The organism is Mesorhizobium sp. M1428 (assembly GCF_040317515.1).
GTDB lineage: Bacteria > Pseudomonadota > Alphaproteobacteria > Rhizobiales > Rhizobiaceae > Mesorhizobium.
In genome coordinates, this window is record NZ_JAMYKT010000006.1 from 1 (window position 1) to 21,802 (window position 21,802).

The following is a 21,802-nucleotide window of genomic DNA, read 5'->3' on the forward strand; positions in this document are numbered from 1 at the left end:
TGGCTCCTTTGCTCGGGTTGCCTGACAGCAAACCCACTGTGGCACTCAGATGCCGGGAGCGGGAGCCATCCACCTCATCTGCTTTCAGGACGCGGCGAGCTGATCCTATGACCGAAATGCGGCGCGAAGCGGCTATTCGGGGCTCGCCACCTGGAGGTCGGGTCACCTTGCATCGTCCCCATTTGCCTTCAATGCCTGAGAAGGGGCTGATCGTTAAGAGTTTGACCCCTCAAAGCCACTCCAGGCGCCGGCCGTCCAGCCTGAGCAGGCGGTCCTGCGGCACTTCCATGCTGACCGCATCTTGTTCGGGCATTCCCAGCACGAAACGGAACAGCGCGCGCATGACGCCACCATGGGTCACGCAGACCGTCTGGCGATCAAGCGCGTCGAACCACGGCTTCACCCGTTCGAGCAGCATCTGATAGCTTTCGGCGCCCTCGCCGGGCGGCTGGAAATTCCATTTATCGAGGCGGCGTTGCCTGGTCGAACCGGGATTGTTCGCCTCGAGTTCGGCAAAGGTGAAACCCTGCCAGTCGCCAAAGCTCAATTCTACGAGCAGCGGCTCGGTACGATAGGTGTGCGGATCGAGCTTCATCGCCGCGCGCAGGCGCTCCATCGTCTCGCGCGTGCGCCGCATCGGGCTGGCGACAAAGTCGAAATCTTCGGGCTTGTCGATGAGTTCGGCCAGCCTACGCCCGTTGCGGCTAGCCTGCTCGCGGCCAAGCTCGTTGAGGTCGGTATCGGCCTGCCCCTGCAGCCGGGCCTCGGCGTTCCACGCCGTCTGGCCGTGGCGCACGATATAGACGAGCGGGTACATCAGGTCTTCCGGAAGAGATCAGGCGGTGGTGTCAGTCCTTGACCGTCGAAATATCCGGCGCGTCGACCGCCTTCATGCCGACAACATGATAGCCGGAATCGACATGATGGATCTCGCCGGTGACGCCGCGCGAAAGGTCGGACAGGAAATAGACGCCGGAATCGCCGACCTCCTCCTGCGTGACCGTCTGCTTCAACGGCGAATTGTATTCGTTCCACTTCAGGATGTAGCGGAAATCGCCGATGCCGGATGCGGCAAGCGTCTTGATCGGGCCGGCGGAGATGGCGTTGACGCGGATCTTCTTGGCGCCGAGGTCGACGGCCAGATAGCGCACGCTGGCTTCGAGCGCCGCCTTGGCGACACCCATGACGTTGTAGTGCGGCATTACCTTTTCCGCGCCGTAATAGGTCAGCGTCAGCAGCGAGCCGCCGTCGGTCATCAGCGCCTCGGCGCGTTTGGCGATGGTGGTGAAGGAATAGACCGAAATATCCATTGTGCGTAGGAAGTTGTCGCGCGTCGTCTCGACATAGCGGCCGGTCAGCTCGTCCTTGTCGGAGAAGGCAATGGCGTGGACGAGGAAATCGAGCTTGCCCCAATGGCTGGCGATATCGGCGAACACCGCATCGAGGCTGGCCGGGTCGGTCACATCACAATGGCCGGCGACATGCGCGCCCAGTTCCGCCGCGAGCGGCTCGACGCGTTTCTTGAACGCCTCGCCCTGATAGGTCAGCGCGATCTCGGCGCCATGGTCTACACAGGCCTTGGCGATGCCATAAGCGATCGAGCGATTGTTGGCGATGCCAAGGATAAGGCCGCGCTTGCCGGCCATAAGGCCCCGTCCACCCGCCATGTCAGCGCTCTCCGCAAGGTTCTCTACGTTGTGGAGTGCCTATCGCACAGCCACAGTGCCCCTTCAAGCGTTCAAAGCGGACAGTTCGGGGGACAAAGCCGTTGGTCTACAGAGCCGCGCATCCTTTGGACGCGCAAAGAATGCTGTAGCACGTTGACCTTGCAGTCGTGGGCCAGTGGAAAGATCGGACACTTAGTATCTGTGTGGCACGGCGGAAGATGACCCTTTGGGGGAAGTTCGTTAGCCAGCCGAAGTCACGCCATGACCCAAGACAACGTCCATGGTTTGAGCCGTGGACGACCGCTTTGCGCCCCGTCTCGGGCATTCAAGCTAGCTCGGCCATTGCCTTAAACCGGACATTATAGGCGACCGCGCTGTAGGCCGGCATTCGAAACCCTTCACAATATCCGTCATTCCGGAAGCTTCCCAGAAGCGGCCACTTAAGATTAGGCGTCGCGTATTGCAGTTCGATGCGCCCCGTAGCCGACGAAAACGCGGATAAGAAGCTAAACCGCGCTGGAGATCACATCGAAGCAGTCTCCGCCTGGACAACGGTTCCTGATAAACAGTCCACGCACCGCCGGTATCCCGGCAGCACCTGGGAAAATTTTAGCCACTGCTCGGTCAGAAAGATGCAGGTGTTCCGTCAGCACGCCCTTTATGATCGATCGTACGTCCGTCGTAGCAGCCAAGTCTGTTCCGCCATGAAGCAGGTCTCGAGCAAGACCGGGCCAGCGATTGCCTACTCGCCCGCCGGCAACGGCGCCACCCATTAACAATGTGACGCTCGCGACGCCGTGATCAGTGCCGCCGTCGGTGTTGGGCACCACGGAACGGCCGAACTCCGTGACCACCAGCACCGCCGTCCTGTTCCAGGCAGGCCCGGACGCTTGGGCAAATGCAATGAGGCCCCGCGCCAGCCCATTCAAACTCCGCGCCAGCCTTCCGAAGTCCGCTCCCTGCGCCACATGCGTGTCGAAGCCGGCCACCTCGAGCATCGCGATCCGCGGTCCGCCCGTAGCTGACAGGGCAAGCGCCGCGCTCCTGGCCGCGTCGCCGAAGCGAGCCGCGTCGCATGCGGCATGTTGTTCCAGAAGGCTTTCGCTGGTCTTTGCGCCGGACGGCCAAGTGCCCTCGGCGCAGAGGCGGACGAAGTCGAGCCGAGGATTGGCCAGCGCAAGATCGGCCAGCATGTCCATCGATCGATCGGCCGGTCTGGCCCGCCACACCGCCTTCTGCCGGCGCGACAGTACAGACGAAGCGCGGTCGAGCCATCCGGCGCTGCCGCCGTCGATATCGCCGTCGAACAGCGCCGCCTGGGCGGCCGCGTGGGACCGGCCCGCATCCGGAATTGCGGTCGCGGGCACGATGAGCAACTCGCCGCACGAGTAGTAGGGCAGAAGGGGCCCGAGCGCCGGATGAAGCGCGAAGAGCCCGTCGAGCTTGAGCATCTCGGCGACGCCGGAGTTCGGGAAAGGCACGAGGGGCCCGCGCGCCGAGGCAAAATGCGGATCGCCGTAGGGCGGCACGGCAGCTAATGCATCGAGTCCGCCACGCACGTGGACGAGCAGAAGGCGAGGATCTTCGTCCACAAGCGAGGCACCAGCCAGACGCACGCTACCGAACGCGGACGCCAAGGCCAAACCTTGCAGCGCTGCCCTTCGGGTCAGTTGCATTTAGGCTCGTCCGAACTTGGGTTCACCGGCGTACCCGCGGTCATATACCCTAGCAGATCCGTATTCGGAATAAGACTTCCCGTTGTCAGAGCCTTGTTCGTCGGCTGCGCATTGCGAACCAAAAGGCCGGCAAGTGCCGGGGCTGCGAAAGATGTGCCCGAACAGATGTTCCTCCGGAGCTTGCCGCTCTTTCGGCTCTTCCACAGTGACAGGACATTGACGCCCGGTTCAGCATAGGACGCGCCGAATGCCCCCCTGCGCCATAGCGTGTCGCACCAGGCGTTGCTGATGCCTTGGCATTTCCCAGGAGTTGCCACCTGAATATATTCGCTGTTGGAAGCCGACGCGCTGTATATCGCTCCCACCTTGTTTCCTGTCGTCACAGGCGAAAAATAAGTCGCTGCATTGGCCGGGAAATAAGACTGTACCCAAGGACCCTCTTCGTCTTCCCGGGGGTTGCCCGCAGCTATCACAACGCGCACCTGACGGTCGGCGATCTGATAAAGAAGGGCGTCGAGAAATTTAAGATCTTGCAACGTGCTTCCGCGTCTGGTGCTCTCCAGATATAATGCACCCCAACTCACGTTCAGAATATCCCCGGCAACCGCGTTGTCCCGAACATAGCGAAGCGCGAGAAGAGGCGGGCCGAAAATTTCGGTCTTCAGCTTACTGAAGGCCTTTACGATCTTGAGCGGGGCGTCGGGGCTGACACCAACCAGACCTATATACTGGTCGCCCTGCTTGACGCGCTTTCCGCCGATAACTGCTGCCACCATCGTCCCGTGCCCTACCGTGTCGTCGAGGCTCGACACGGTCTGGCATGGGCTGCTCGTGCAATCGATGGCTTCCTGAACCTTGAGGAGCCCGGCGGTGACAACGTTCCAATCCACTCCGCTGTCGATGATCCATACGGTGGGCGATCCTGAAGCCACCGGCTGTGGTGACCCGACGACCCTGCAGACGCTGGGAGGGACAACGTCCGCAGTCGGCGAGGTGCCCAGGAGTTCCGGCCCCTCGCAGCTGGCACCATCGAACAGGTTCACCACGAAAGGATCCGGCTCCTCATATCCCCTGGAGCGCAGCTCTTCGATCTCGCTCTCGGAAAAGGTCCCCGTCACGATGCTGATACCGATATCCGGCATATCCACCGCTTCCAGCTTGCCCTTGCCTGCGATGAACTTGTTCAGCGCGCCGATATCCTTGCGTAACTCCGCCGCCCTGGCGATGTCGACGATGAAAGTCTTTTCGATGTCACCGCTGTCGGTGAGGCCCTCCTCGCTTGACGCTTCCGGTCTCACTGTTCCGACAACGGCGAGGAGACAGCCGAGCAACAGCACACGAAGTTGAGCAAGTATCATTCGTACACCCTCCGGCTGTCGTTACTGATACCGCGAGGATCAGAATGCTCCCAATACGGCTTTCTGTCCATGAAAACATCGAGTCGATGCGAGCATGCCGCCTGCGCATTGCTTGCGACAGATGCAAAATGCGTTTAGGCTATTTGCATTGACCTCGGAGGGGAGCCTCGGCGATGCCCAGGGCAGAATTGAAGCCAGGTCGGCAAGTCCAAGAGATCGGCGCAGCGATCGTAGGGGCCTGGCTCAAGCTTTTGCCGGCCTCATCACGTATCTTGTCCATGGATTCAACAGATCCCCTAACAATTACCATTGATCGGCAGATTTTCGCCGTCGGTGATACTATCAGGCTTCGGCCGGAAGCAGGCCGTGCCATCGGCAACATCAGGGTCCGGACCGCCGCCGCCGGAACAGCGCCACATTCGCAGACACTGACGATAGAAGATCTAAATGGGCAGCCCATAAAATACGAGGATGACCCTCTCGACGGGGGCGACGCGATCCCGGATGCTGTCGCCTATGCGGACCTGAAGCGTGATCTCAAGATCGTGCTGGAAGACATCGTGGAAACGGGAGTGTCTGTCGAAGTTCACGTAGACGAACCGAACTTGATCAATGTGGTGGTGCCCCAGGTGCCGAGGGGGGTCCTGACCCGCGGCGATCTGATCGATTATCTCCACGACTATCACAAATATGCCCAGGGCAGGCACTACCATGACGAGCTAGCCACGGCCGTGCTCTTCGGCTGCAGATAGTCGCCAGCCCCTACTCGGGCAATCCCGCTTCCCGCATGCCGTTGAGCAGCGTGTTGCGGTCTCCGTCCAGCTTGTAAGGTTCCTTGGTGGCGAACCGCCGCCCGGAGAACTCCGGTGCACCACGCAGAACCAGCAACGTGTAGCTCTTCGCCTCTTGGCTTCGGCCAAGCAGGGCGTTCGCTGCAGCCAGATAGACCTTGACCCAGGTCGGCATGGTGGACGAGCGGCCCAGATCGACAACTGCCTTGTCCGGACGGTGGGCAATGAAATGGGCAAGACCGCGGAATGGCCAATACCATGAAGGCTCGTACAGGGGATCGAGCACTCGCGCCCGTTCGAACCAGTCCAAGGCACTTTGGGGCTCGCCGGCAAATGTTTGATAAGTCCCTTGATAGGAGACCTGCTCGGGATCGTGCGGATTGAGTTCGAGCGCGCGTGTGTATAGCTGAGATGCGACGTCGAAATCACGACGGTGGAGGAGCACCCAGCCCAGTATGTTCAGGCAGACTGGATCATTGGGGGAAAGCGCCACCGCTTTTTTGGCGATGTCATAAGCCTCGGCAAGCACCGCATCCGACGGCCCCATGTCGCGAAACCATTCAAGCTGTTTATAGTGGGCGAGCTTGGCGTACGCGCGCCCGTAGGATGGATCGAGCTCGATCGCTCGCTGATACCACTGTCGAGCCTCCATTTCGGCCGCGATGTCGCCCAGGGGCAGGGCATTGCCCCGGAGCACGCACTCATAGGCCGCGAGATTGGCAGGTGGTTTACGCCGCGCCTTCTCGGCGCCTGCGGCCGTAAGACGGCCGATAACGGTCCCGACGATCTTCCCGATCAGTTCGTCCTGGACATCGAAGATGTCCTGCTCGTCCCCGTCGTAGCGCTCGGCCCACAAGCACTCACCCGAGGTTGCGTCGACCAGCTCGCATGTAATGCGCATTCGCCGGCCCATGCGGCGGATCCCGCCTTCGATGACGAAATCCACGCCGTTATCCGCGACCAGGTCCACATCCTTGAGCCGCGTCGACGTATAATGGGACGCAACCGTAAGCTGAGTAAAGCGCGTCAGTTCCGTGACGATGTCTTCGGTGAAGCCGCCACTGAAATAGGGTTGGACGTCGCCCGCGCTCTTGAACGGGCGAACGAGGATGGAGGGCTTGCTCGGACCAGCCACCTGCGCAGTCGATGCAGGCGGCAGCCCTTTGGGCTTTTGGAACAACGAGTATACGGAAATCGGGCGTGGAATGTTCTTGAGATGCTGTTCGCCGCAATATTCAAACGGAAGATGAATTTTGTCGCGAACTTCGTCGTGCACCTTTCCGGAAAGGCAGATACCGCCCGGGCTGGCGAACTGTTCCAGGCGCGCGGCTATGTTGACGGTATCTCCAAACACATCGCCATCGGTATCGACAATGATATCACCGAAGTTGATCCCAATCCGGAGGAAAATTTCCTGGCTGGCCTTCCCCGAAGACTGGCCGACAAGCAGTTCCTGGACTTCCACTGCTGACTGCACGGCTCCGAAAGCGCTCGGAAACTCGGCGAGCATCCCGTCTCCGGTCGTTCTCACAACCCGTCCCCGGTGCTGCGTGATCCTAGGCTCTATTTCGTCCTGCATGAGATGTTTGACGAGCGCGAAGGTGCGCTCTTCGTCGCGGGCCATCAGCGACGAGTAACCGACCATGTCAGCAGCCAGGATAGCCGTCAGACGTCGCTGAAGATTGCTGTCGCCCGCGTTCATTCTCTCCCTCGGCGGGTTATATTATGTTCAACGTCGGCTTGACGATATCGAAGCGCCTCGCAGGAGTTTGCATCATACTCCAGTGCGTGTCAGCGTGCGAATGAGCATTTGGTGTAGAGGATTGAACAGTGAGGGCCGTGCTTGGGTGAAGGGTCCATAATGCCGGAGCGGCAGGCGTCCGAGGCAGGGGCCGGCGGGTCAAGCCTGGTTTACGGCCCCATCGTGATCACCGATCCCACGCTCGGATGCCCGATCACGGTCGCGGTCGGTCCCGTACGAGGGGCCAGACCTTCTCGTTTTGTGTCAGGGTGGGGCAACACCACCCAGGAGGCGGCAACCGCCTGCGGGTATGAGGCCGATGAAACCTATTTCGCCCAGATGATCCCTCATGAGCGACTCTCACGCGCCCGCGCCGGCGAATTGCGCGGGCGCGTGATCGAGCCGCCTGCACTCACACTTTTCAGTGATGCGCAGTATTGCGAGCGGCTGCATTGGAACAAAAACGTCGATGATAGCCGCGCGGTCCCGATCCGCTGGCACAGGTCGCAGCCGCTGGACTGGATCCGGAGTGATCCGCGCTTCAGCACGAGCCAGGCCTGGGTGCCTGCGGGATTGTGCTTTCTTGGGTATCCCAACGATGAGTCATCAGGTCTGCCCCCGGCTGACTCCAATGGTCTTGCGAGGGGATCGAGCATAGAGGACGCGGTCGTGCGCGGCTTCTGCGAAGTCGTGGAGCGCGATGCAACAGCCATATGGTGGTACAATCGGCTGGTTCTGCCTCGGATAGACCTGACTTCGCTGTCGGATGGACTGGCGTCCCAATACGCTGATTGGCTGCTGACGCAGAACCGCGAATTGCGGCTTCTGCTCCTGACGCTTGACCTGCCCATCCCCATTGTCGCTGCAATTTCTCATCACGTCGGGGGTGGCGCGATGGCGTTCGGATTCGCGGCCGGACGATCCATGTCGGAGGCGGCCCGGCGCGCGGTGGGGGAACTTGCAGAATGTGAGGCGAACCTTGCCCTGCTCAAACGGAACGCCGACGTGTCCGGCACGGCGGCCTTTACCCCCGGCGCGCTGCACCTCTACCGGTGGCACATGGATGAGAACATTCACCGCCGTCCTCACCTGTCCGGCAATTCAGCAGTTCAGGCCTCGTCAGTCGAGCTGCGACTGGATTGGAACTATTGCCTCGACATCTGCCGCGAGCACGAACTTGAGATCTTTGCGGTTAACCTGACGCACAACGCTGAATCGCCTGTTGCACGAGTGTTTGTACCTGGACTTCGTCCTACCAAGCCCCGGTTGGGCGGCGGCAGGCTCTATGACGTTCCTGTGCGCCTAGGTTTGAGGCCATCAGTTTCCCAGGCCATCCACGAGGTTCCCTTTCCATTGTGATCGTATGGTCGCGGGCATGCCCACCGCGGAGGGCACGCTTTTCACACATGGTATCAAGCGCTGGCCTTTCGACCGTCATCCCTTTCGCCGGCGCATCAGCGCCTCGAGCTCGGCATCGCCGCCTTCCGGCAGCATCAGCCGCACATGCGCGTAGAGATCAGCGTGACCGCCGGCCTTTTCCGGCAGGCCCCTGCCCTTCAGCCGCAGAACCTTGTCCGAGCTCGACCAAGGAGGGACGTTGACCGCAATCCTGCCCGTCGGGGTTTCGACCGCTACTTTGGCGCCAAGCACCGCATCGGCCAACCCCACCGGCAGGTCGACATGCAGGTCGCGGCCCTCGACGCGGTAGCGAGGGTGCCGGCGAAAGCGGATCTTGACCAGTGCATCGCCCGGCTGCCCCGGCCCTTGCTCACCCTGGCCTTTCAACCGGATGGTCTGACCGTCCTCGACATAGGCCGGCAACTTGACCGCCATCTTGCGGCCGTCGGGGAACATCGCCGTCACCTTCTCCGCGGTTGCGGCCTCCTCGATGGTGACGTCCAGCGTCACGTTGAGGTCGGCTGCGGTCGGCATCCGGCGGCCGGCGCCCGTGCCGGCACCGCGCTGCTGGCTGAAAGCATCGCCGAAGATCTGGCTGAAGATGTCGCTGTTGCCGTCGAACGGATCACCGCCGGGACGGCCGGTGCGGAATTCAAAATGCGCGCCGCCCGGCCCTTGCTGCCGGCGGAAACCGGCGAAAGGATCGGCGCCGCCGGCCGCACTCTCAAACCCCTGGAACCGCGGTTTGCCTTCGGCGTCGATCTCGCCGCGATCGAAAGCCGCCCGGTTCTTCTCGTCGCCGACGATCTCGTAAGCCTGGTTGGCGGCGGCAAAACGCTCCTTTGCCTTGGGATCCGGATTCTGGTCCGGGTGATACTTCTTGGCGAGCTTCCGGTACGCCGATTTTATGTCCTTGGCCGATGCGTTCTTGGCAACGCCCAGCACCTCATAGGGGTCGCGCATGCTTACTGCCCTGGAGAAGGAGTGGTTCCATGATCGCCTCCTATATGCGCTCGCATAGGAAGAAATTCCAGTGGCTTACCACTATATCACCGGCGGAAAATCAGAGCGCCTTGAAATCCTGCATTCGCCATGCGCTGCCGCCAGCCAGGCATACTTCGCCTTTGAACAGCGCGACGCCGTCGAAGCTTTCGCGTGACGCAGTGAAGCGGCGGCATGTCTCGCCGTTAACCCTGAATTCCGCGAGCTCGGTGATGGAGCCGCGCGAGCCGGTGTCGGCATTCGCCCAGGGAACGGCCTGCCCGGCCAGTTGTTCGACGTCGGCGGAGGACACGGCATTGCGGATCGTAGCCTGGTCGGAAGCACGATCCTGATCGAGCGGCGTGACTGAGGCCGGCGTGCTCGAGGTCAGTATCGAGCGGTCCACCTCCGCCTGCTCCAGGCTGAAGCCGCCCCCGCCACAGGCGGCAAGCGGAAGAATGATTGTCACGATCATGGCTTTGACGCTGGCCGAAGCGATAACGCCCCATTGCCCACTGTCAAAAGCTTGCGCGATACGCGACAATCGGCAATCTCCCCAGCCGGCGACAAATTTGGGAAAACTATGAGCGAAACCGGGTTAACAAGCGGTGACTTTACCGAGGCGGCGGAGCCGTTCCGGCTTTTTGCGTCGTGGCTCGACGACGCTACGAAGAGCGAGATCAACGACCCCAACGGAATGGCGCTGGCGACGGTCGACGCCGAGGGCATGCCGAACGTGCGCATGGTGCTGCTCAAGGGCTTCGACGAGGGCGGCTTTGTCTTCTACACGAATCTCGAGAGCGCCAAGGGCCGCGAGATTCTTGGAAGCATGAAAGCGGCGATTTGCTTCCACTGGAAATCGTTGCGCCGGCAGGTGCGGGCGCGCGGCCCGGTGGAGATCGTCACCGATGCCGAAGCCGATGCCTATTACGCGACCCGCCCGCGCGGCAGCCGCATCGGCGCCTGGGCCTCCAAACAGTCGCGGCCGCTGGAAAGCCGCTTCGCGCTGGAAAAGGCGGTTGCCGAATATACGGCGCGCCACGCGATCGGCGACATCCCGCGGCCAAAACACTGGTCGGGCTTCCGCATCGTGCCGCAAACCATCGAGTTCTGGCACGACCGTCCGTTCCGGCTGCACGACCGTGTCGTCTTTTCACGCAACGCCGAGGGTGGCTGGGACAAGGTGAGGCTTTATCCGTAGAAAACGATGCGGCACAATGTGCTGCTTCGATCTCAGGAGTGATCCATGAGCTTGTTTCTGGCGTTCCTTGGCGTCTCGTTTGTCGTGCTCGCAACACCCGGGCCGGATACCGCCATCACCATTCGAAACACGCTGCTTGGCGGACGCGCAGGCGGCGTGTTCACGGCGATCGGCATCTCCAGCGGCCAGACGATCTGGGCACTGGCCACCAGCGCCGGCATCGTCGCCCTGCTTGTCGCTTCGGAGCCACTGTTTCTTGCCGTCAAATATGCCGGTGCTGCCTATCTCGTCTATCTTGGCGTCAAGGCACTGCAGGATGCGTTACGGCCGCCCCAACAGCACGAGGCGGCTTTCACCACACCAGCACGGCGGCTGACGGCAGCAAACGCCTTTCGCCAAGGCCTGATCAGCGATCTCGGCAATCCGAAGATGGCCGTGTTCTTCGCCAGCCTTCTGCCTCAATTCGTGCCCCCCGGTGGAGCGACCTTCACTGCGCTGCTCGGCCTGGGGGCAGTCTTCGCCGTCATGACCTTTGCCTGGCTGACGCTTTACGCAACGGTCGTCGCCAAGGCAGGCGATTTCCTGCGCCGGCCGTCGATCCGCCGCGTCATCGAGGGCGTGACCGGAATGGTGCTGATCGGGCTCGGCATCCGGATCGCGACCGAGCACCGGTGACGGTTGAATGGTTCCTGACGAACCATGCATAGTGAACCAAGGGAATGTGCACGCCGCCCAGCGGTGCCCCAGGCCTTGTGAGTCGCTTGGCACCCAGGTCAGGCCATGGCGCCTGCGCCGAACAACCCAGAACTCCCCGGGCTACAGAGACCTTGTGCTTCCAATTCCCACTATCACGATCTCGTGTGCGTGAAACGTTCCAGCTTGCCGGAACGAACCAGGGAAGGGCTCAACGCGCCGCTGGCGCAAATTCAGGAGGAAGCAATGCATTCACTCAGGTTGGTCACGATGGCCGGTCTTGCCTGCCTTTTCGCTTCGCAAGGCTTTGCGGAGGACGCGATGGGGACAATGACAGTGATGAAGGGTGGGGAGGTCATGGCGATCATGCCCGATGGACATATGGGCACCATGATGCCCGACGCGAAGATGAGCGCCGAAATGATGAAAATGGCGAAACCGATCAAGCATTGCATGATGTTGATGACCGACGCCAAAGGCAAGACATTCATGATCGACACGTCTTCGGCAAAGGCCCAGGCCGAATGTAAAAAAATGGCGATGTGATAAAGAGATCATGGCAAGAAACCCGCCGGTTGCTGCCGGCGGGTTCACGATGCCAGACAAGGCCAGATGGTCTAGGCCTTTTTCCTGGTCATGAAGGCCGTCAAGGCCGCGCGGGCCTCGTCGGATTTGAGCCGCTCGCGGAAATGCTGGCTTTCCTGGCCGATGCGCTCGACAACGTCTTCGCGCGAGCCGCGCATCAGGTCGCGCGCGATCCTCAGCGCTTGCGGCGGTTTGGCAGCGATCTGGCCCGCCGCCGCCAATACCGATGCCTCGAGTTCTTCCTCCTCGACCACCTCGTAGATCAGCCCGGCGGCCTTCGCCCGCTCGGCCGAAAAGCCCTCGCCGAGGCCAAGCAGCGCGAAGGCGCCTTGCCGGCCGAGGATCTGCGGTGCGAGCAGGCTCGAACCGGCCTCCGGCACAAGGCCGAGGTCGACGAAGGGCGTCCGGAATATTGTGCGCGGCGTGGCGAAGGTCAGGTCGCAATGCAGGTTGAGCGTGGTGCCGATACCGACCGCAATGCCGTCGACGCCGGAAACCATCGGCTTTTCCACCTTGGCCAGCGCCATCAGGAAATCCCAGACCTCGGTACCGCCTTCGCCGCCCGAGGCGACGACCATGAAATCGGCAAGGTCGTTGCCGGACGAGAAGGCGCCGGGCGCGCCGAGAAAGACATGGACGCGGATCGCCGGATCGGCGTCGCCGCCGGCAAGAGCCGCCGACATCGTCGCGTACATGGCGCGGGTCAGGGCGTTCTTCTTGTCCGGACGGTTGATGCGGATGATCTGGATGGCGCCCTGGCGTTCGACGAGGATGTGGTCTGTCACGGATTGGTCCTTTGTGAATTTCGGGCCTTTGTGAATTTCGGGCGTTGCGAACCTCAGGCTGAAATCAGCGCCTTGCCGGCAGCGGCAAGGCTGTCGGCGCCGCCGATGACGCGCTCCTTGAGCGCGCCCACCTCGCCAAGCAGGTTTTCGGCGAAGAAGCGGCACAGCCCGATGCGGTTTTGGTCGGCAAGCGCGCCGCGCGCCAGATAGGCGCCACCAGCGGTAAGCGAGATCAGCCTGAGATAGGGTGTGGCGCCGGCCAGCGCCTCGTCCGAACGGCCTTCGGCTTGCAGGTCTTGCAGGAAACGGCTCGCCTGTGACAGGTCGTCGAGCGCCTGGTCGAGGCGATCGGCGGTGCGGCCGAAGCCTTCGAGGTTCGACGCTCGCACCGCATCGGCGACGGTCTTAAGTTCGGCGATGTAGCCATGCACATGCCGGCCGCCGGCGAGCGGCAGCTTGCGCGTCACCAGATCGATCGCCTGGATGCCATTGGTGCCTTCGTAAATGGGCGCGATGCGCGCGTCGCGATAAAGTGCTGCGGCCCCCGTCTCCTCGATGAACCCCATGCCGCCATGCACCTGCAGCCCGAGCGAGGCGACCTCGACACCGACATCGGTGGAAAATGCCTTGGCCAGCGGCGTCAAAAGATTGGCGCGCTCCTGCCAGTGCTTTGCATCCTCGCTCTGCGACGCGAGATCGATGGCGTGGGCGCAGGAATAGCAGATGGCGCGGGCAATCTGGGTCAGCGCCTTCATGGTCAGAAGACTGCGCTGGATGTCGGGATGATGCACGATCGGCGCCATGCCGGCACCGCGATAGCTCGCCGCCTTGCCTTGTCGGCGGTCGTTTGCATAGGCGAGCGCCTTCTGCGTCGCCGCCTCGGCGACCGCCACGCCCTGCATGCCGACGGCAAGGCGCGCATTGTTCATCATGGTGAACATGCAGGCGAGGCCCTTGTTCTCCTCGCCGACCAGCCAGCCGATCGCGCCGGGCCTGCTGCCTTCGAAGCCATCGCCATAGATCATGGTGCAGGTCGGCGAAGCGTGGATGCCCAATTTGTGCTCCAGCCCGGAGCAGAAGACGTCGTTGCGTGCGCCCGGCGCGCCATCGTCGCCAACCAGGAATTTCGGCACCAGGAACAGCGACAGGCCGCGCGTGCCGGGCGGCGCGTCCGGCAGCCGCGCCAGCACCAGATGGATGATGTTGTCGGTGAAATCGTGCTCGCCATAGGTGATGAATATCTTTTGCCCGAAGATGCGGTAGGTGCCGTCGCCGGCCGGTTCGGCGCGGGTTCGCAAGGCATTCAGATCCGAGCCTGCCTGCGGCTCGGTCAGGTTCATGGTGCCCATCCATTCGCCGGAGACCAGTTTTTCCAGATATCTGGCCTTGAGTGCCTGCGAGCCATGCTTGTCGAGTGCTTCGACCGCGGCCATGGTCAGCGTCGGGGCGATGCCGAACGCCATCGAGGCGGAGTTCCACATTTCGAGCGCGGCGACGCCGAGCATGGTCGGCAGCGCCTGGCCGCCATACGCTTCCGGCGCGGACAGCGCATTCCAGCCGCCGCCGATCCAGCGGCGATAAAGTTCTTTCCAGCCGAGCGGGGTAGTGACGGCAGCGCCGTTGAGCACCGCGCCGTGCCGGTCGCCGACCGCATAGAGCGGCGCCACCTCCTCGCTAGCGAAGCGGCCGGCCTCTGCCAGAATGGCGTCGACGAGGTCCTCGCCGAGTTCGCCAAAGATGGCGGCATCGAGCGCCGGCTTCAGGCCGGCGACATGTTTCAGGGTGAAGGCGATTTCCTCGACCGGTGCCCGATACATGGCCTTCGCTCCTCCTCAGCCCAGCGGGTCAACTTAAGACCCGCGCCGACGCAAAACCATCTGCTTTTGGAATTGTCAGCCCATCTTCTTTTTACGTAAACGTCAACTTTTGTCACGCGGATTTTGCAGTTGCTGCCTCGCCTCAAAATTACAAGTCGGACCATGCACTTGATCTGTACGGCTAATTCCCGTACAAGTCGTCCATCAGGGGTGAAGATAGTGCCAAACCAACAAACGCGTACCGCTCGTCTCGAAGCTCGTATTTCGCCGGATATTCTGGACGTGGTGAAACGCGCCGCCGAAATCCAGGGCCGCAGCGTCAGCGACTTCGTGGTCGCTGCCGCTCAAGAGGCGGCTCAGCGTACCATCGAGAGCACCACCATCATGCGTATTTCCGTCGAGGATCAGCGCGCCATGATGGAGGCAATTCTCAATCCGCCCGAGCCCAATGAAGCACTTCGCAAAGCTGCCGACGCCCACAAGCGCCTTGTCATCGAATCCCGGTGAATTTCGCCGTCATCATCGAACCGCTCGGCGGATCGCATGATCGCAAGGCTTTCAGTTGTGGGGTGTCGGCGCTCGACCGTTATATCCGGGAGCAAGCCAGCCAAGATGTCAAACGCCGAGTCGGCAATTGCTTCGTTGCCGTGGATCGCGATGGCGGCGCGATCGCCGGATACTACACTTTGGCGGCGTCGAGCATACCAATCGCGTCCTTGCCTGACGAACAGACAAGACATCTGCCACGCTACCCGGTCCTGCCTGCGATATTGGTCGGCAGGCTGGCCGTCGATGCCCGATACCAGGGGCGGCGGATCGGGTCGGCGCTGATCGTGGATGCGCTACGACGCAGCGTTGGCGCTGCCCCGGCAGCCTTCGCGTTGATTGTCGATGCAAAGGATGACCAGGCGGTCGCGTTTTATCGCAAACATGGCTTCACCTCATTTCAGAGCCGCCCGCTATCACTGTTCCTGCCCATAGCAACAGCGTTGAAACTATTTGGCTGACAATCGCAACCATCGCTTTCCTCTAGAGGAGCACCAAGGGTCCCTTCGCCTGCGCTCCAACTCGCCCCCTCGGCACCCGAAGCATTTCCTTAACCATGGCGGCTCAGGATTGGGCTTTGGCCAGCAAGGACCTGCTGTTTGAAAACGCCGGCGCACCCTCTTATCCGCTCAGCGCTTCTCCTTGTCGCCGCGATGACCCTGGCGCTGACGCCGGCAAAGGCCTCGGATTTCTCCGAACCGTGGAAGGATGCGGACCGGGCGCTGGTCGTCGACGCCTACGAATACAACTCCATCGACTGGACCCGGCTAGCCGCCGACAAGCGTCTTGTCGGCTTCATCAACAAGGCATCCGACGGAATGCCGCCACCCTATTTCTGTTTCGGCGACGAGACCGAGATGCGGCTGTGCAAGACGCTTTGGAAGCGCCATGCGATGGCACAGGAACTGTTCCAGACGCGCAAGGTGGTGGCCAAGGCGCTGGGCCTGAAATGGGGTGCCTATCATCTCGCCCGGCCCGGCAACCCCGTGGGACAGGCCAATAATTTCATCAATTTCGTGAAACCCGGGCCGGATGACCTGCTTGCCCTCGATATCGAGGACGATGATCCGACGCAGTGGATGTCGCTCGAGGATGCCGAGGAATTCGTGCGCCATGTGCATCGTCGGGTTGGCCGCTTTCCGGTGCTCTACACCAACGGCACGACGGCCAGGCATATCGCCGGCAACAAGTATAAATACCCGCTCCTGTCCCGGCTGCCGCTGTGGTATGCGCGCTACAAGCCAGACATCGATGTGCATTTTCCGATGGGCAACTGGCAGGGCTATGCGCTCTGGCAGTTTTCGGCGCGAGCCAATTGCGGCCGGTTCCGCTGTCCTTACCGGGTCGCGGGCACACCCAACGATATCGACGTCAGCGTCGCGCCGATGAACGCGACGGAATTGCGCGCGCAGTGGCCGTTCGGCGGCCTGATCGACGTGCAGCCGGATTACCTCGCCTCGATACCGGTGCCGCTCTCACGCGAGGCCGGGCTCGCCGGCACTGCCATGACCTACGCCACTGTGGCAGCACCCCCGAGCCTCGAGCAACTGGTCGCGGTATTCAGAAGGCGCCTGGCCAAATTCAGCAGCGGCTTTCAAACGCCTACGGCCAAGACCGCGCCGAGCCTTCCGCGCGGGATTGCCGAATATGTTGCCTGGACGCGAAACGAAGAGCGCCTGGCATCGGTGTCTGCAATTGCCCCCGCCGCCGATGCGGTCAGCAGCGTCTCGACCGGATTCGATCGGGGCCTGCGTTGAGCTCGAGGCCCGCCTTAAGCGTCAGTTCGACTGCTCGCGCGCCACTGCCAGCCAGCCAATGTCGCGGCGGCAAAAGCCTTGCGGCCAGTCGATCCGGTCGAGCGCGGCGTAGGCCTTCTTCTGCGCCTCTCCGACGGTACGGCCGGTCGCCGTGATGTTGAGCACGCGACCGCCATTGGCGACGAGTGCGCCGCCGTTTATGGCGGTGCCGGCATGAAATATCTCGACGCTCTCACCTGCCGCCGCCTCGACGCCGCGAATGACCGAGCCCTTTTCCGGCGTGCCGGGATAACCCCTGGCTGCCATCACCACGGTGAGCGCCGCCTCGTCGCGCCAGCGCACCGAGGTGTGCGCCAGCTGGCCGTCGGCGGCGGCGTTGAGCAGGACGAGCAGATCGTCCTTCAGCCGCATCATCAGCACCTGGCATTCCGGGTCGCCGAAACGGGTGTTGTATTCGATCAGCTTCGGCCCCTTGTCAGTGATCATCAGCCCGGCGAACAGCACGCCGGAAAACGGCGCGCCTGTTTCAGCCATGCCGCGCATGGTCGGCTCGACGATCTCGCGCATGGTGCGGTCGATCATCTCCGGCGTCATCACCGGGGCCGGCGAATAGGCGCCCATGCCGCCGGTGTTCGGGCCGGTGTCGCCGTCACTGAGGCGCTTATGGTCCTGCGCGGTACCGAAGGGCAGCGCGGTGGTGCCGTCGCATAGGCAGAAGAAACTTGCTTCTTCGCCGACGAGAAACTCCTCGACCACCACTTCCGCGCCGGCCTGGCCGAAGGAGCCGTCGAAACAGGCGTCGAGCGCGGCCCGCGCCTCGTCAAGCGTCATGGCGACGGTGACGCCCTTGCCGGCAGCGAGGCCGTCGGCCTTGATGACGATCGGCGCGCCCGTCTTCTCGACATAGGCCTTAGCCGAAGCCAGATCGCCGAACCGGCCATAGGCGGCGGTCGGGATGCCGTATTTGGCGCAGAGGTCTTTGGTAAAGCCCTTCGAGCCTTCCAGCCGCGCCGCTGCCTTTGACGGGCCGAAGACGCGGATGCCCTCGGCGCGCAGGTCGTCGGCTATGCCGGCGACCAGCGGCCCTTCCGGTCCGACCACGACGAGGTCTATTTCATTCCCGCGGCAAAACCGGACCACCGCTGCGTGATCCGCAATATCGAGCTTCACCAGCTCGGCTTCGCGGCCGATGCCCGGATTGCCGGGCGCCGCGTAGAGTTTGGTCAGCAGCGGCGACGCCGCGATCTTCCAGCCAAGCGCATGTTCTCGTCCGCCGGAGCCGATCAACAAAACACGCATGTCCAGATTCCTCGTCATTCCAAGACCAGGACTGCGCTATTGCGCCGCGCGCGACGGGTCAAGACATTTGGCTGGCGAAGCGCCGATTGCGCGTGGCGAGCGTGCGGGGCCTGCTTGACGCTTGACGGCATTCGCCTCTGCTGCCACTCCAGCAAAATGGAAACCGTCCAGTCGAAAGCGGCCCAGGGCCGCGTCGCCGATGCGCCGAGCGGCCACTGGGTCTATCGCGCGCTGCCGAGGGGGTTGTGGCCCTATGCGCAGCTTGCCCGGTGGGACCGGCCGATCGGCTGGCAATTGCTGCTGTGGCCATGCTGGTGGTCGGCTGCCCTTGCCGCGAGCGCCTATCCACGTCCGTCGGATCCGCTGCTCTCGCTGTTGCCGTCGCCCTGGTATCTCCTATTGTTTTTTCTTGGCGCGTTCGCCATGCGTGGCGCCGGCTGCACCTACAATGATTTGGTCGACGAGGACATCGACAACCAGGTGGAACGCACGCGCTCGCGGCCGCTGCCGGCCGGCAAGGTCACGCGCCGGCAGGCCTGGATGTTTGTTGTCGTGCAGGCACTGGTCGGCCTTGCCGTGCTTTTGCAGTTCAACAGCTTCGCCATCTCGCTCGGCATCGGCTCGCTGGTCATCGTCGCCGTCTACCCATTCATGAAGCGGTACACCAATTGGCCGCAACTCATTCTCGGCCTTGCCTTTTCCTGGGGAGCGCTGATGGGATGGGCGGTCGAGTTCGGCGATCTCGATGGGCCGGCAATCATGCTCTACATCGGCTCGATCCTGTGGGTGATCGGCTACGACACGATCTATGCGCATCAGGACAAGGAAGACGACGCCATCGTCGGCGTGCGCTCGACGGCGCGCCTGTTCGGCGACAATACCAAGGCCTGGCTGGCCGGGCTTTATGGCGGAGCGCTGGTCTGCTTCGCCATTGCCTTTGCCTCGGCGCAGGCACCCGTGCCGGCGCTGGCCGGGCTGATCGCCGCCGGCGCGCATATGGCACGGCAGACCGCCGTGCTCGACATCGACGATCCGGACCAGTGCCTAAGACTGTTCAGATCGAACAACCAGGTCGGCTGGCTGATCTTCCTCGGCCTGATCGGCGGCGCGGCTTGGGTGGCGCTGAAGCGGCTGGTTTAGGCGCCTTTTCCCTTCTCCCCCTGTGGGAGAAGGTGGATTGGCGCGTAGCGTCAAGACGGTTGAGGGGTGTTAGAAGAAATGAGGCGTTGGCCTTCCCTGGAACACCCCTCATCCGACCGAGCTCCGCTCGGCCACCTTCTCCCACAGGGGGAGAAGGAAGAGGCGCTCAGGCCTACTCCCGCGAAATAAGCTCCTCGCCGCCGATGACCAGCCTGAGGCCGAGGTCGCCGGCGCGGCGGCGGGCGAGGAAGCGCGGGCGGCGCATGGTCGAGACGCGGCCCTTGCGGCGGTCCTGCGCCGGCAGCGCCTGGATGGCGGCGCCGAGCGATTCTTCCAGCGTGCGGGCAATGCCGTCGGCCTCGATCAGCAGCATCGGCAGGCGGTAGGCGTCGGCCCAGGCGCGCCAGTCGGCGGCGACGTCGTCGAGATCGTCGGCGACCAGCAGCGGCACCGACAGCATCGGGTCGTTGTGCAGAAGCTCAAGCGTCACTGTGACATTGCCATCCGGATCCTCCATGGCGCGGGCGGCGACGCCGCGAAACGCGTTGGCGGGCAGAGCGATGATCGCCGGCACGCCGCTCATCTCCAGCGTGCGGCGGATAACCGCGCCGCGCTGGTCGATGGTGAAGGTGACGTCGCCATAGTCGTCGCGCGTGGCGTAGCTCACCACCTGCGGCAGGCGGAATGGGTCGAGACGCATATTGCGGCCGGCCCAGACTGGCTTCAGTCCAGTGTTCATATCGTGCCTTTCCTGTTTCTCCTGAGAGCCGGTGTTTCCGGTTCTCCGGGCCGGTTTTCCCAGCCTCGTTGTGGAGAAACATTAGCGCGAGCTTCTTATCCTCGCGCTTAAGAAAGTCGGTTAAATTTTGCTGATCCGGGGCGGATGGTTATCGGAATGCCAACCGGCACTGACCGGCGAAAGGATCAGATAACCTTACCCGGATTCATGATGCCGGCCGGGTCGAACGCGGCCTTCACCCTGCGCATCAGCTCGATCGCCATCGGCGGTGCCGTCGCGATCAATTCGTCCCGCTTCAACTGGCCGATGCCGTGCTCGGCCGAGATCGAGCCGTGAAACGAGCGCACGACGTCGTGCACGGCCTTGTTCATGACGTGATAAAGGCCGAGAAACACCTCGTCGTCACCGTCGACCGGCCGGGAGATGTTGTAGTGCAGGTTGCCGTCGCCCATGTGACCGAAGCAGACGACGCGCGCGCCGGGACTGACCGATTGCACGGCGCCGGCGGCCTTTTCGATGAAGGGCGGGATCGACGCCACCGGCACCGAGATGTCGTGCTTGATCGAGGCACCTTCCGGTTTCTGCGCCTCGGGCAGCACCTCGCGGAAATTCCAGAACGCATCGCCCTGAGCCATGCTTGCCGCGATCACGGCATCGCCGACGATCCCTTGCTCGAGGCCTGCCTCCAGCACCTCCTCGATCAGCGCCCGTGCATCCTCGGCCGAGCGGCCCGACGAGATCTGCATCAGCACATACCACGGCCAATCGCCGGCCAGCGGCCGCGCCACGCCTTGTGCGTGGGCAAGCGTGAAGTCGTAGGGCCTCTGGCCGATCAGTTCGAAGGCGGTGAGCGCTGCCCCGGCACGGTCCATCGCCAGGCTGAACAGCGACAGTGCCGCCTCCGGCGATGACAGGCCGGCAAACGCCACCTCGCGCCCCTTGGGCTTGGGGAAAAGCTTGAGCACGGCAGCGGTGATGATGCCGAGCGTGCCTTCCGCGCCGACGAACAGGTTCTTCAAATCGTAGCCGGTATTGTCCTTTTTCAGCTTGCGCAAATCGTCGAACACTTCGCCGGTCGGCAGCACCACTTCGACGCCGAGGCAGAGCTCGCGCGCATTGCCGTAGGCAAGCACGCCGGTGCCGCCGGCGTTGGAGGATAGATTGCCGCCGATCTGGCAGGAGCCCTGCGCGGCAAGCGACAGCGGAAACAGCCGGTCGGCGGCATCGGCCGCTTCCTGCAGCGTCTGCAGGATGACGCCGCTTTCGACCGTCACCGTGTTGGACAGTGTATCGATCTCGCGGATGCGGTTCAGCCGCGACAGCGACAGCACGATCTCGCGGCCGGATGCGTCCGGCACCTGGGCGCCGACCAGCCCGGTGTTGCCGCTTTGCGGCACGATTGGCGTGCCGGTTTCGCTCGCCAGCCGCATGATGCGGCCGACCTCCTCGACGCTGCCCGGCCTCAGCACCAGGGCCGTCCTGCCGTGCCAAAGTCCGCGCCGCTCGGCGAGGTAAGGCGCGATGTCCTGCTGGTCGCGCAGTGCATATTTATCGCCGACGATTGTCGCAAAGCGCGCGACGACGGCGGGGTCGAGGTCGGGGGAAATGTCGTTCATGGGTGGAAACTA

21 protein-coding genes are annotated in these 21,802 nt (G+C 62.7%); 9 read left to right on the plus strand and 12 right to left on the minus strand.

What is annotated here, in order from left to right; genetic code table 11:
* Nucleotides 1-229: 229 nt before the first annotated feature.
* The 4 genes from NKG60_RS10365 to NKG60_RS10380 form a co-directional block, all read right to left on the minus strand.
* Nucleotides 230-817 (minus strand): histidine phosphatase family protein, encoded by a 588-nt coding sequence (locus NKG60_RS10365; RefSeq protein ID WP_352660962.1) that lies wholly within the window; start codon nt 815-817, stop codon nt 230-232.
* 31 nt (nt 818-848) lie between these two features.
* A complete protein-coding gene (gene fabI, locus NKG60_RS10370; RefSeq protein ID WP_031211054.1) occupies nt 849-1,667 on the minus strand; it encodes an enoyl-ACP reductase FabI in 819 nt (272 codons plus the stop codon).
* A 506-nt stretch (nt 1,668-2,173) separates the two neighbouring features.
* Complete coding sequence (locus NKG60_RS10375; RefSeq protein ID WP_352660959.1) at nt 2,174-3,343, minus strand: DUF1501 domain-containing protein; 1,170 nt, start codon at nt 3,341-3,343, stop codon at nt 2,174-2,176.
* Nucleotides 3,334-4,701: a S8 family serine peptidase gene (locus NKG60_RS10380; RefSeq protein WP_352660956.1), complete on the minus strand. Its 1,368-nt coding sequence runs from the start codon at nt 4,699-4,701 to the stop codon at nt 3,334-3,336. Before NKG60_RS10380 ends, NKG60_RS10375 begins: the two co-directional genes overlap by 10 nt.
* Before the next feature lie 173 nt (nt 4,702-4,874).
* Between NKG60_RS10380 and NKG60_RS10385 the strand changes: the two genes are divergently transcribed.
* Nucleotides 4,875-5,453: a hypothetical protein gene (locus NKG60_RS10385; protein ID WP_292663892.1), complete on the plus strand. Its 579-nt coding sequence runs from the start codon at nt 4,875-4,877 to the stop codon at nt 5,451-5,453.
* 10 nt (nt 5,454-5,463) lie between these two features.
* On the opposite strand, the gene NKG60_RS10390 is transcribed toward NKG60_RS10385, so the two are convergent.
* Entirely contained in the window at nt 5,464-7,194 is a 1,731-nt protein-coding gene (locus NKG60_RS10390; RefSeq protein WP_352660952.1) for an adenylate/guanylate cyclase domain-containing protein, read from the minus strand.
* A gap of 159 nt (nt 7,195-7,353) precedes the next feature.
* Here NKG60_RS10390 and NKG60_RS10395 point away from each other — a divergent pair, with 159 nt between their 5' ends.
* A complete protein-coding gene (locus tag NKG60_RS10395) occupies nt 7,354-8,592 on the plus strand; it encodes a YcaO-like family protein (protein WP_352660949.1) in 1,239 nt (412 codons plus the stop codon).
* A 75-nt stretch (nt 8,593-8,667) separates the two neighbouring features.
* Here the strand turns inward: NKG60_RS10395 and NKG60_RS10400 are convergent, their stop codons facing one another.
* Together NKG60_RS10400 and NKG60_RS10405 are read right to left on the minus strand one after the other, a co-directional pair.
* Nucleotides 8,668-9,594, minus strand: a complete 927-nt coding sequence (locus NKG60_RS10400) for a DnaJ C-terminal domain-containing protein (RefSeq protein WP_352660946.1) — start codon at nt 9,592-9,594, stop codon at nt 8,668-8,670.
* 100 nt (nt 9,595-9,694) lie between these two features.
* Nucleotides 9,695-10,156 (minus strand): RT0821/Lpp0805 family surface protein, encoded by a 462-nt coding sequence (locus tag NKG60_RS10405; RefSeq protein ID WP_352660943.1) that lies wholly within the window; start codon nt 10,154-10,156, stop codon nt 9,695-9,697.
* A 39-nt stretch (nt 10,157-10,195) separates the two neighbouring features.
* Here NKG60_RS10405 and pdxH point away from each other — a divergent pair, with 39 nt between their 5' ends.
* The 3 genes from pdxH to NKG60_RS10420 all read left to right on the plus strand — a co-directional run bounded on the left by pdxH (nt 10,196) and on the right by NKG60_RS10420 (nt 12,052).
* A complete protein-coding gene (gene pdxH / locus NKG60_RS10410; protein WP_352660940.1) occupies nt 10,196-10,813 on the plus strand; it encodes a pyridoxamine 5'-phosphate oxidase in 618 nt (205 codons plus the stop codon).
* Nucleotides 10,814-10,858: 45 nt separating this feature from the next.
* The gene (locus tag NKG60_RS10415; protein ID WP_352660937.1) at nt 10,859-11,488 is read left to right on the plus strand and encodes a LysE family translocator; all 630 of its coding nucleotides are present in this window, start codon (nt 10,859-10,861) and stop codon (nt 11,486-11,488) included.
* A gap of 105 nt (nt 11,489-11,593) precedes the next feature.
* On the plus strand, nt 11,594-12,052 hold the full coding sequence (locus tag NKG60_RS10420) for a hypothetical protein (protein ID WP_352660935.1): 459 nt from the start codon (nt 11,594-11,596) through the stop codon (nt 12,050-12,052).
* A 71-nt stretch (nt 12,053-12,123) separates the two neighbouring features.
* Here NKG60_RS10420 and NKG60_RS10425 read toward each other — a convergent pair whose 3' ends face one another.
* Nucleotides 12,124-12,876 carry a crotonase/enoyl-CoA hydratase family protein gene (locus NKG60_RS10425; RefSeq protein WP_352974902.1) on the minus strand — a complete coding sequence of 251 codons (753 nt, stop codon included), beginning with the start codon at nt 12,874-12,876 and terminating at the stop codon, nt 12,124-12,126.
* 53 nt (nt 12,877-12,929) lie between these two features.
* Entirely contained in the window at nt 12,930-14,693 is a 1,764-nt protein-coding gene (locus tag NKG60_RS10430) for an acyl-CoA dehydrogenase family protein (RefSeq protein ID WP_352660931.1), read from the minus strand.
* 219 nt (nt 14,694-14,912) lie between these two features.
* Here NKG60_RS10430 and NKG60_RS10435 point away from each other — a divergent pair, with 219 nt between their 5' ends.
* From NKG60_RS10435 to NKG60_RS10445, 3 genes are all read left to right on the plus strand, one after another.
* Entirely contained in the window at nt 14,913-15,200 is a 288-nt protein-coding gene (locus NKG60_RS10435; protein ID WP_352863215.1) for a type II toxin-antitoxin system TacA family antitoxin, read from the plus strand.
* Nucleotides 15,197-15,700 (plus strand): GNAT family N-acetyltransferase, encoded by a 504-nt coding sequence (locus NKG60_RS10440; RefSeq protein ID WP_352660926.1) that lies wholly within the window; start codon nt 15,197-15,199, stop codon nt 15,698-15,700. Before NKG60_RS10435 ends, NKG60_RS10440 begins: the two co-directional genes overlap by 4 nt.
* A gap of 192 nt (nt 15,701-15,892) precedes the next feature.
* Nucleotides 15,893-16,996, plus strand: coding sequence for a glycoside hydrolase family 25 protein (locus NKG60_RS10445; RefSeq protein WP_352661332.1), 1,104 nt, complete (start codon nt 15,893-15,895; stop codon nt 16,994-16,996).
* A 21-nt stretch (nt 16,997-17,017) separates the two neighbouring features.
* On the opposite strand, the gene purD is transcribed toward NKG60_RS10445, so the two are convergent.
* Nucleotides 17,018-18,295 (minus strand): phosphoribosylamine--glycine ligase, encoded by a 1,278-nt coding sequence (gene purD / locus NKG60_RS10450; protein WP_352660923.1) that lies wholly within the window; start codon nt 18,293-18,295, stop codon nt 17,018-17,020.
* A 156-nt stretch (nt 18,296-18,451) separates the two neighbouring features.
* Here purD and ubiA point away from each other — a divergent pair, with 156 nt between their 5' ends.
* Nucleotides 18,452-19,435, plus strand: coding sequence for a 4-hydroxybenzoate octaprenyltransferase (gene ubiA, locus NKG60_RS10455; protein WP_352660920.1), 984 nt, complete (start codon nt 18,452-18,454; stop codon nt 19,433-19,435).
* Nucleotides 19,436-19,607: 172 nt separating this feature from the next.
* On the opposite strand, the gene NKG60_RS10460 is transcribed toward ubiA, so the two are convergent.
* Nucleotides 19,608-20,174 (minus strand): DUF6101 family protein, encoded by a 567-nt coding sequence (locus tag NKG60_RS10460; protein ID WP_352660917.1) that lies wholly within the window; start codon nt 20,172-20,174, stop codon nt 19,608-19,610.
* A gap of 185 nt (nt 20,175-20,359) precedes the next feature.
* Nucleotides 20,360-21,790, minus strand: a complete 1,431-nt coding sequence (locus tag NKG60_RS10465) for an FAD-binding oxidoreductase (RefSeq protein WP_352863218.1) — start codon at nt 21,788-21,790, stop codon at nt 20,360-20,362.
* Nucleotides 21,791-21,802: the final 12 nt, after the last annotated feature.

Excerpts from the sequence above, each read along its gene's own strand:
- NKG60_RS10365 (WP_352660962.1), bottom strand. The coding sequence starts at position 817 with ATGTACCCGCTCGTCTATATCGTGCGCCACGGCCAGACGGCGTGGAAC.
- fabI (WP_031211054.1), bottom strand. The coding sequence starts at position 1,667 with ATGGCGGGTGGACGGGGCCTTATGGCCGGCAAGCGCGGCCTTATCCTT.
- NKG60_RS10375 (WP_352660959.1), bottom strand. The coding sequence starts at position 3,343 with ATGCAACTGACCCGAAGGGCAGCGCTGCAAGGTTTGGCCTTGGCGTCC.
- NKG60_RS10380 (WP_352660956.1), bottom strand. The coding sequence starts at position 4,701 with ATGATACTTGCTCAACTTCGTGTGCTGTTGCTCGGCTGTCTCCTCGCC.
- NKG60_RS10385 (WP_292663892.1), top strand. The coding sequence starts at position 4,875 with ATGCCCAGGGCAGAATTGAAGCCAGGTCGGCAAGTCCAAGAGATCGGC.
- NKG60_RS10390 (WP_352660952.1), bottom strand. The coding sequence starts at position 7,194 with ATGAACGCGGGCGACAGCAATCTTCAGCGACGTCTGACGGCTATCCTG.
- NKG60_RS10395 (WP_352660949.1), top strand. The coding sequence starts at position 7,354 with ATGCCGGAGCGGCAGGCGTCCGAGGCAGGGGCCGGCGGGTCAAGCCTG.
- NKG60_RS10400 (WP_352660946.1), bottom strand. The coding sequence starts at position 9,594 with ATGCGCGACCCCTATGAGGTGCTGGGCGTTGCCAAGAACGCATCGGCC.
- pdxH (WP_352660940.1), top strand. The coding sequence starts at position 10,196 with ATGAGCGAAACCGGGTTAACAAGCGGTGACTTTACCGAGGCGGCGGAG.
- NKG60_RS10415 (WP_352660937.1), top strand. The coding sequence starts at position 10,859 with ATGAGCTTGTTTCTGGCGTTCCTTGGCGTCTCGTTTGTCGTGCTCGCA.
- NKG60_RS10420 (WP_352660935.1), top strand. The coding sequence starts at position 11,594 with ATGGCGCCTGCGCCGAACAACCCAGAACTCCCCGGGCTACAGAGACCT.
- NKG60_RS10430 (WP_352660931.1), bottom strand. The coding sequence starts at position 14,693 with ATGTATCGGGCACCGGTCGAGGAAATCGCCTTCACCCTGAAACATGTC.
- NKG60_RS10445 (WP_352661332.1), top strand. The coding sequence starts at position 15,893 with ATGACCCTGGCGCTGACGCCGGCAAAGGCCTCGGATTTCTCCGAACCG.
- purD (WP_352660923.1), bottom strand. The coding sequence starts at position 18,295 with ATGCGTGTTTTGTTGATCGGCTCCGGCGGACGAGAACATGCGCTTGGC.
- ubiA (WP_352660920.1), top strand. The coding sequence starts at position 18,452 with ATGGAAACCGTCCAGTCGAAAGCGGCCCAGGGCCGCGTCGCCGATGCG.
- NKG60_RS10460 (WP_352660917.1), bottom strand. The coding sequence starts at position 20,174 with ATGAACACTGGACTGAAGCCAGTCTGGGCCGGCCGCAATATGCGTCTC.
- NKG60_RS10465 (WP_352863218.1), bottom strand. The coding sequence starts at position 21,790 with ATGAACGACATTTCCCCCGACCTCGACCCCGCCGTCGTCGCGCGCTTT.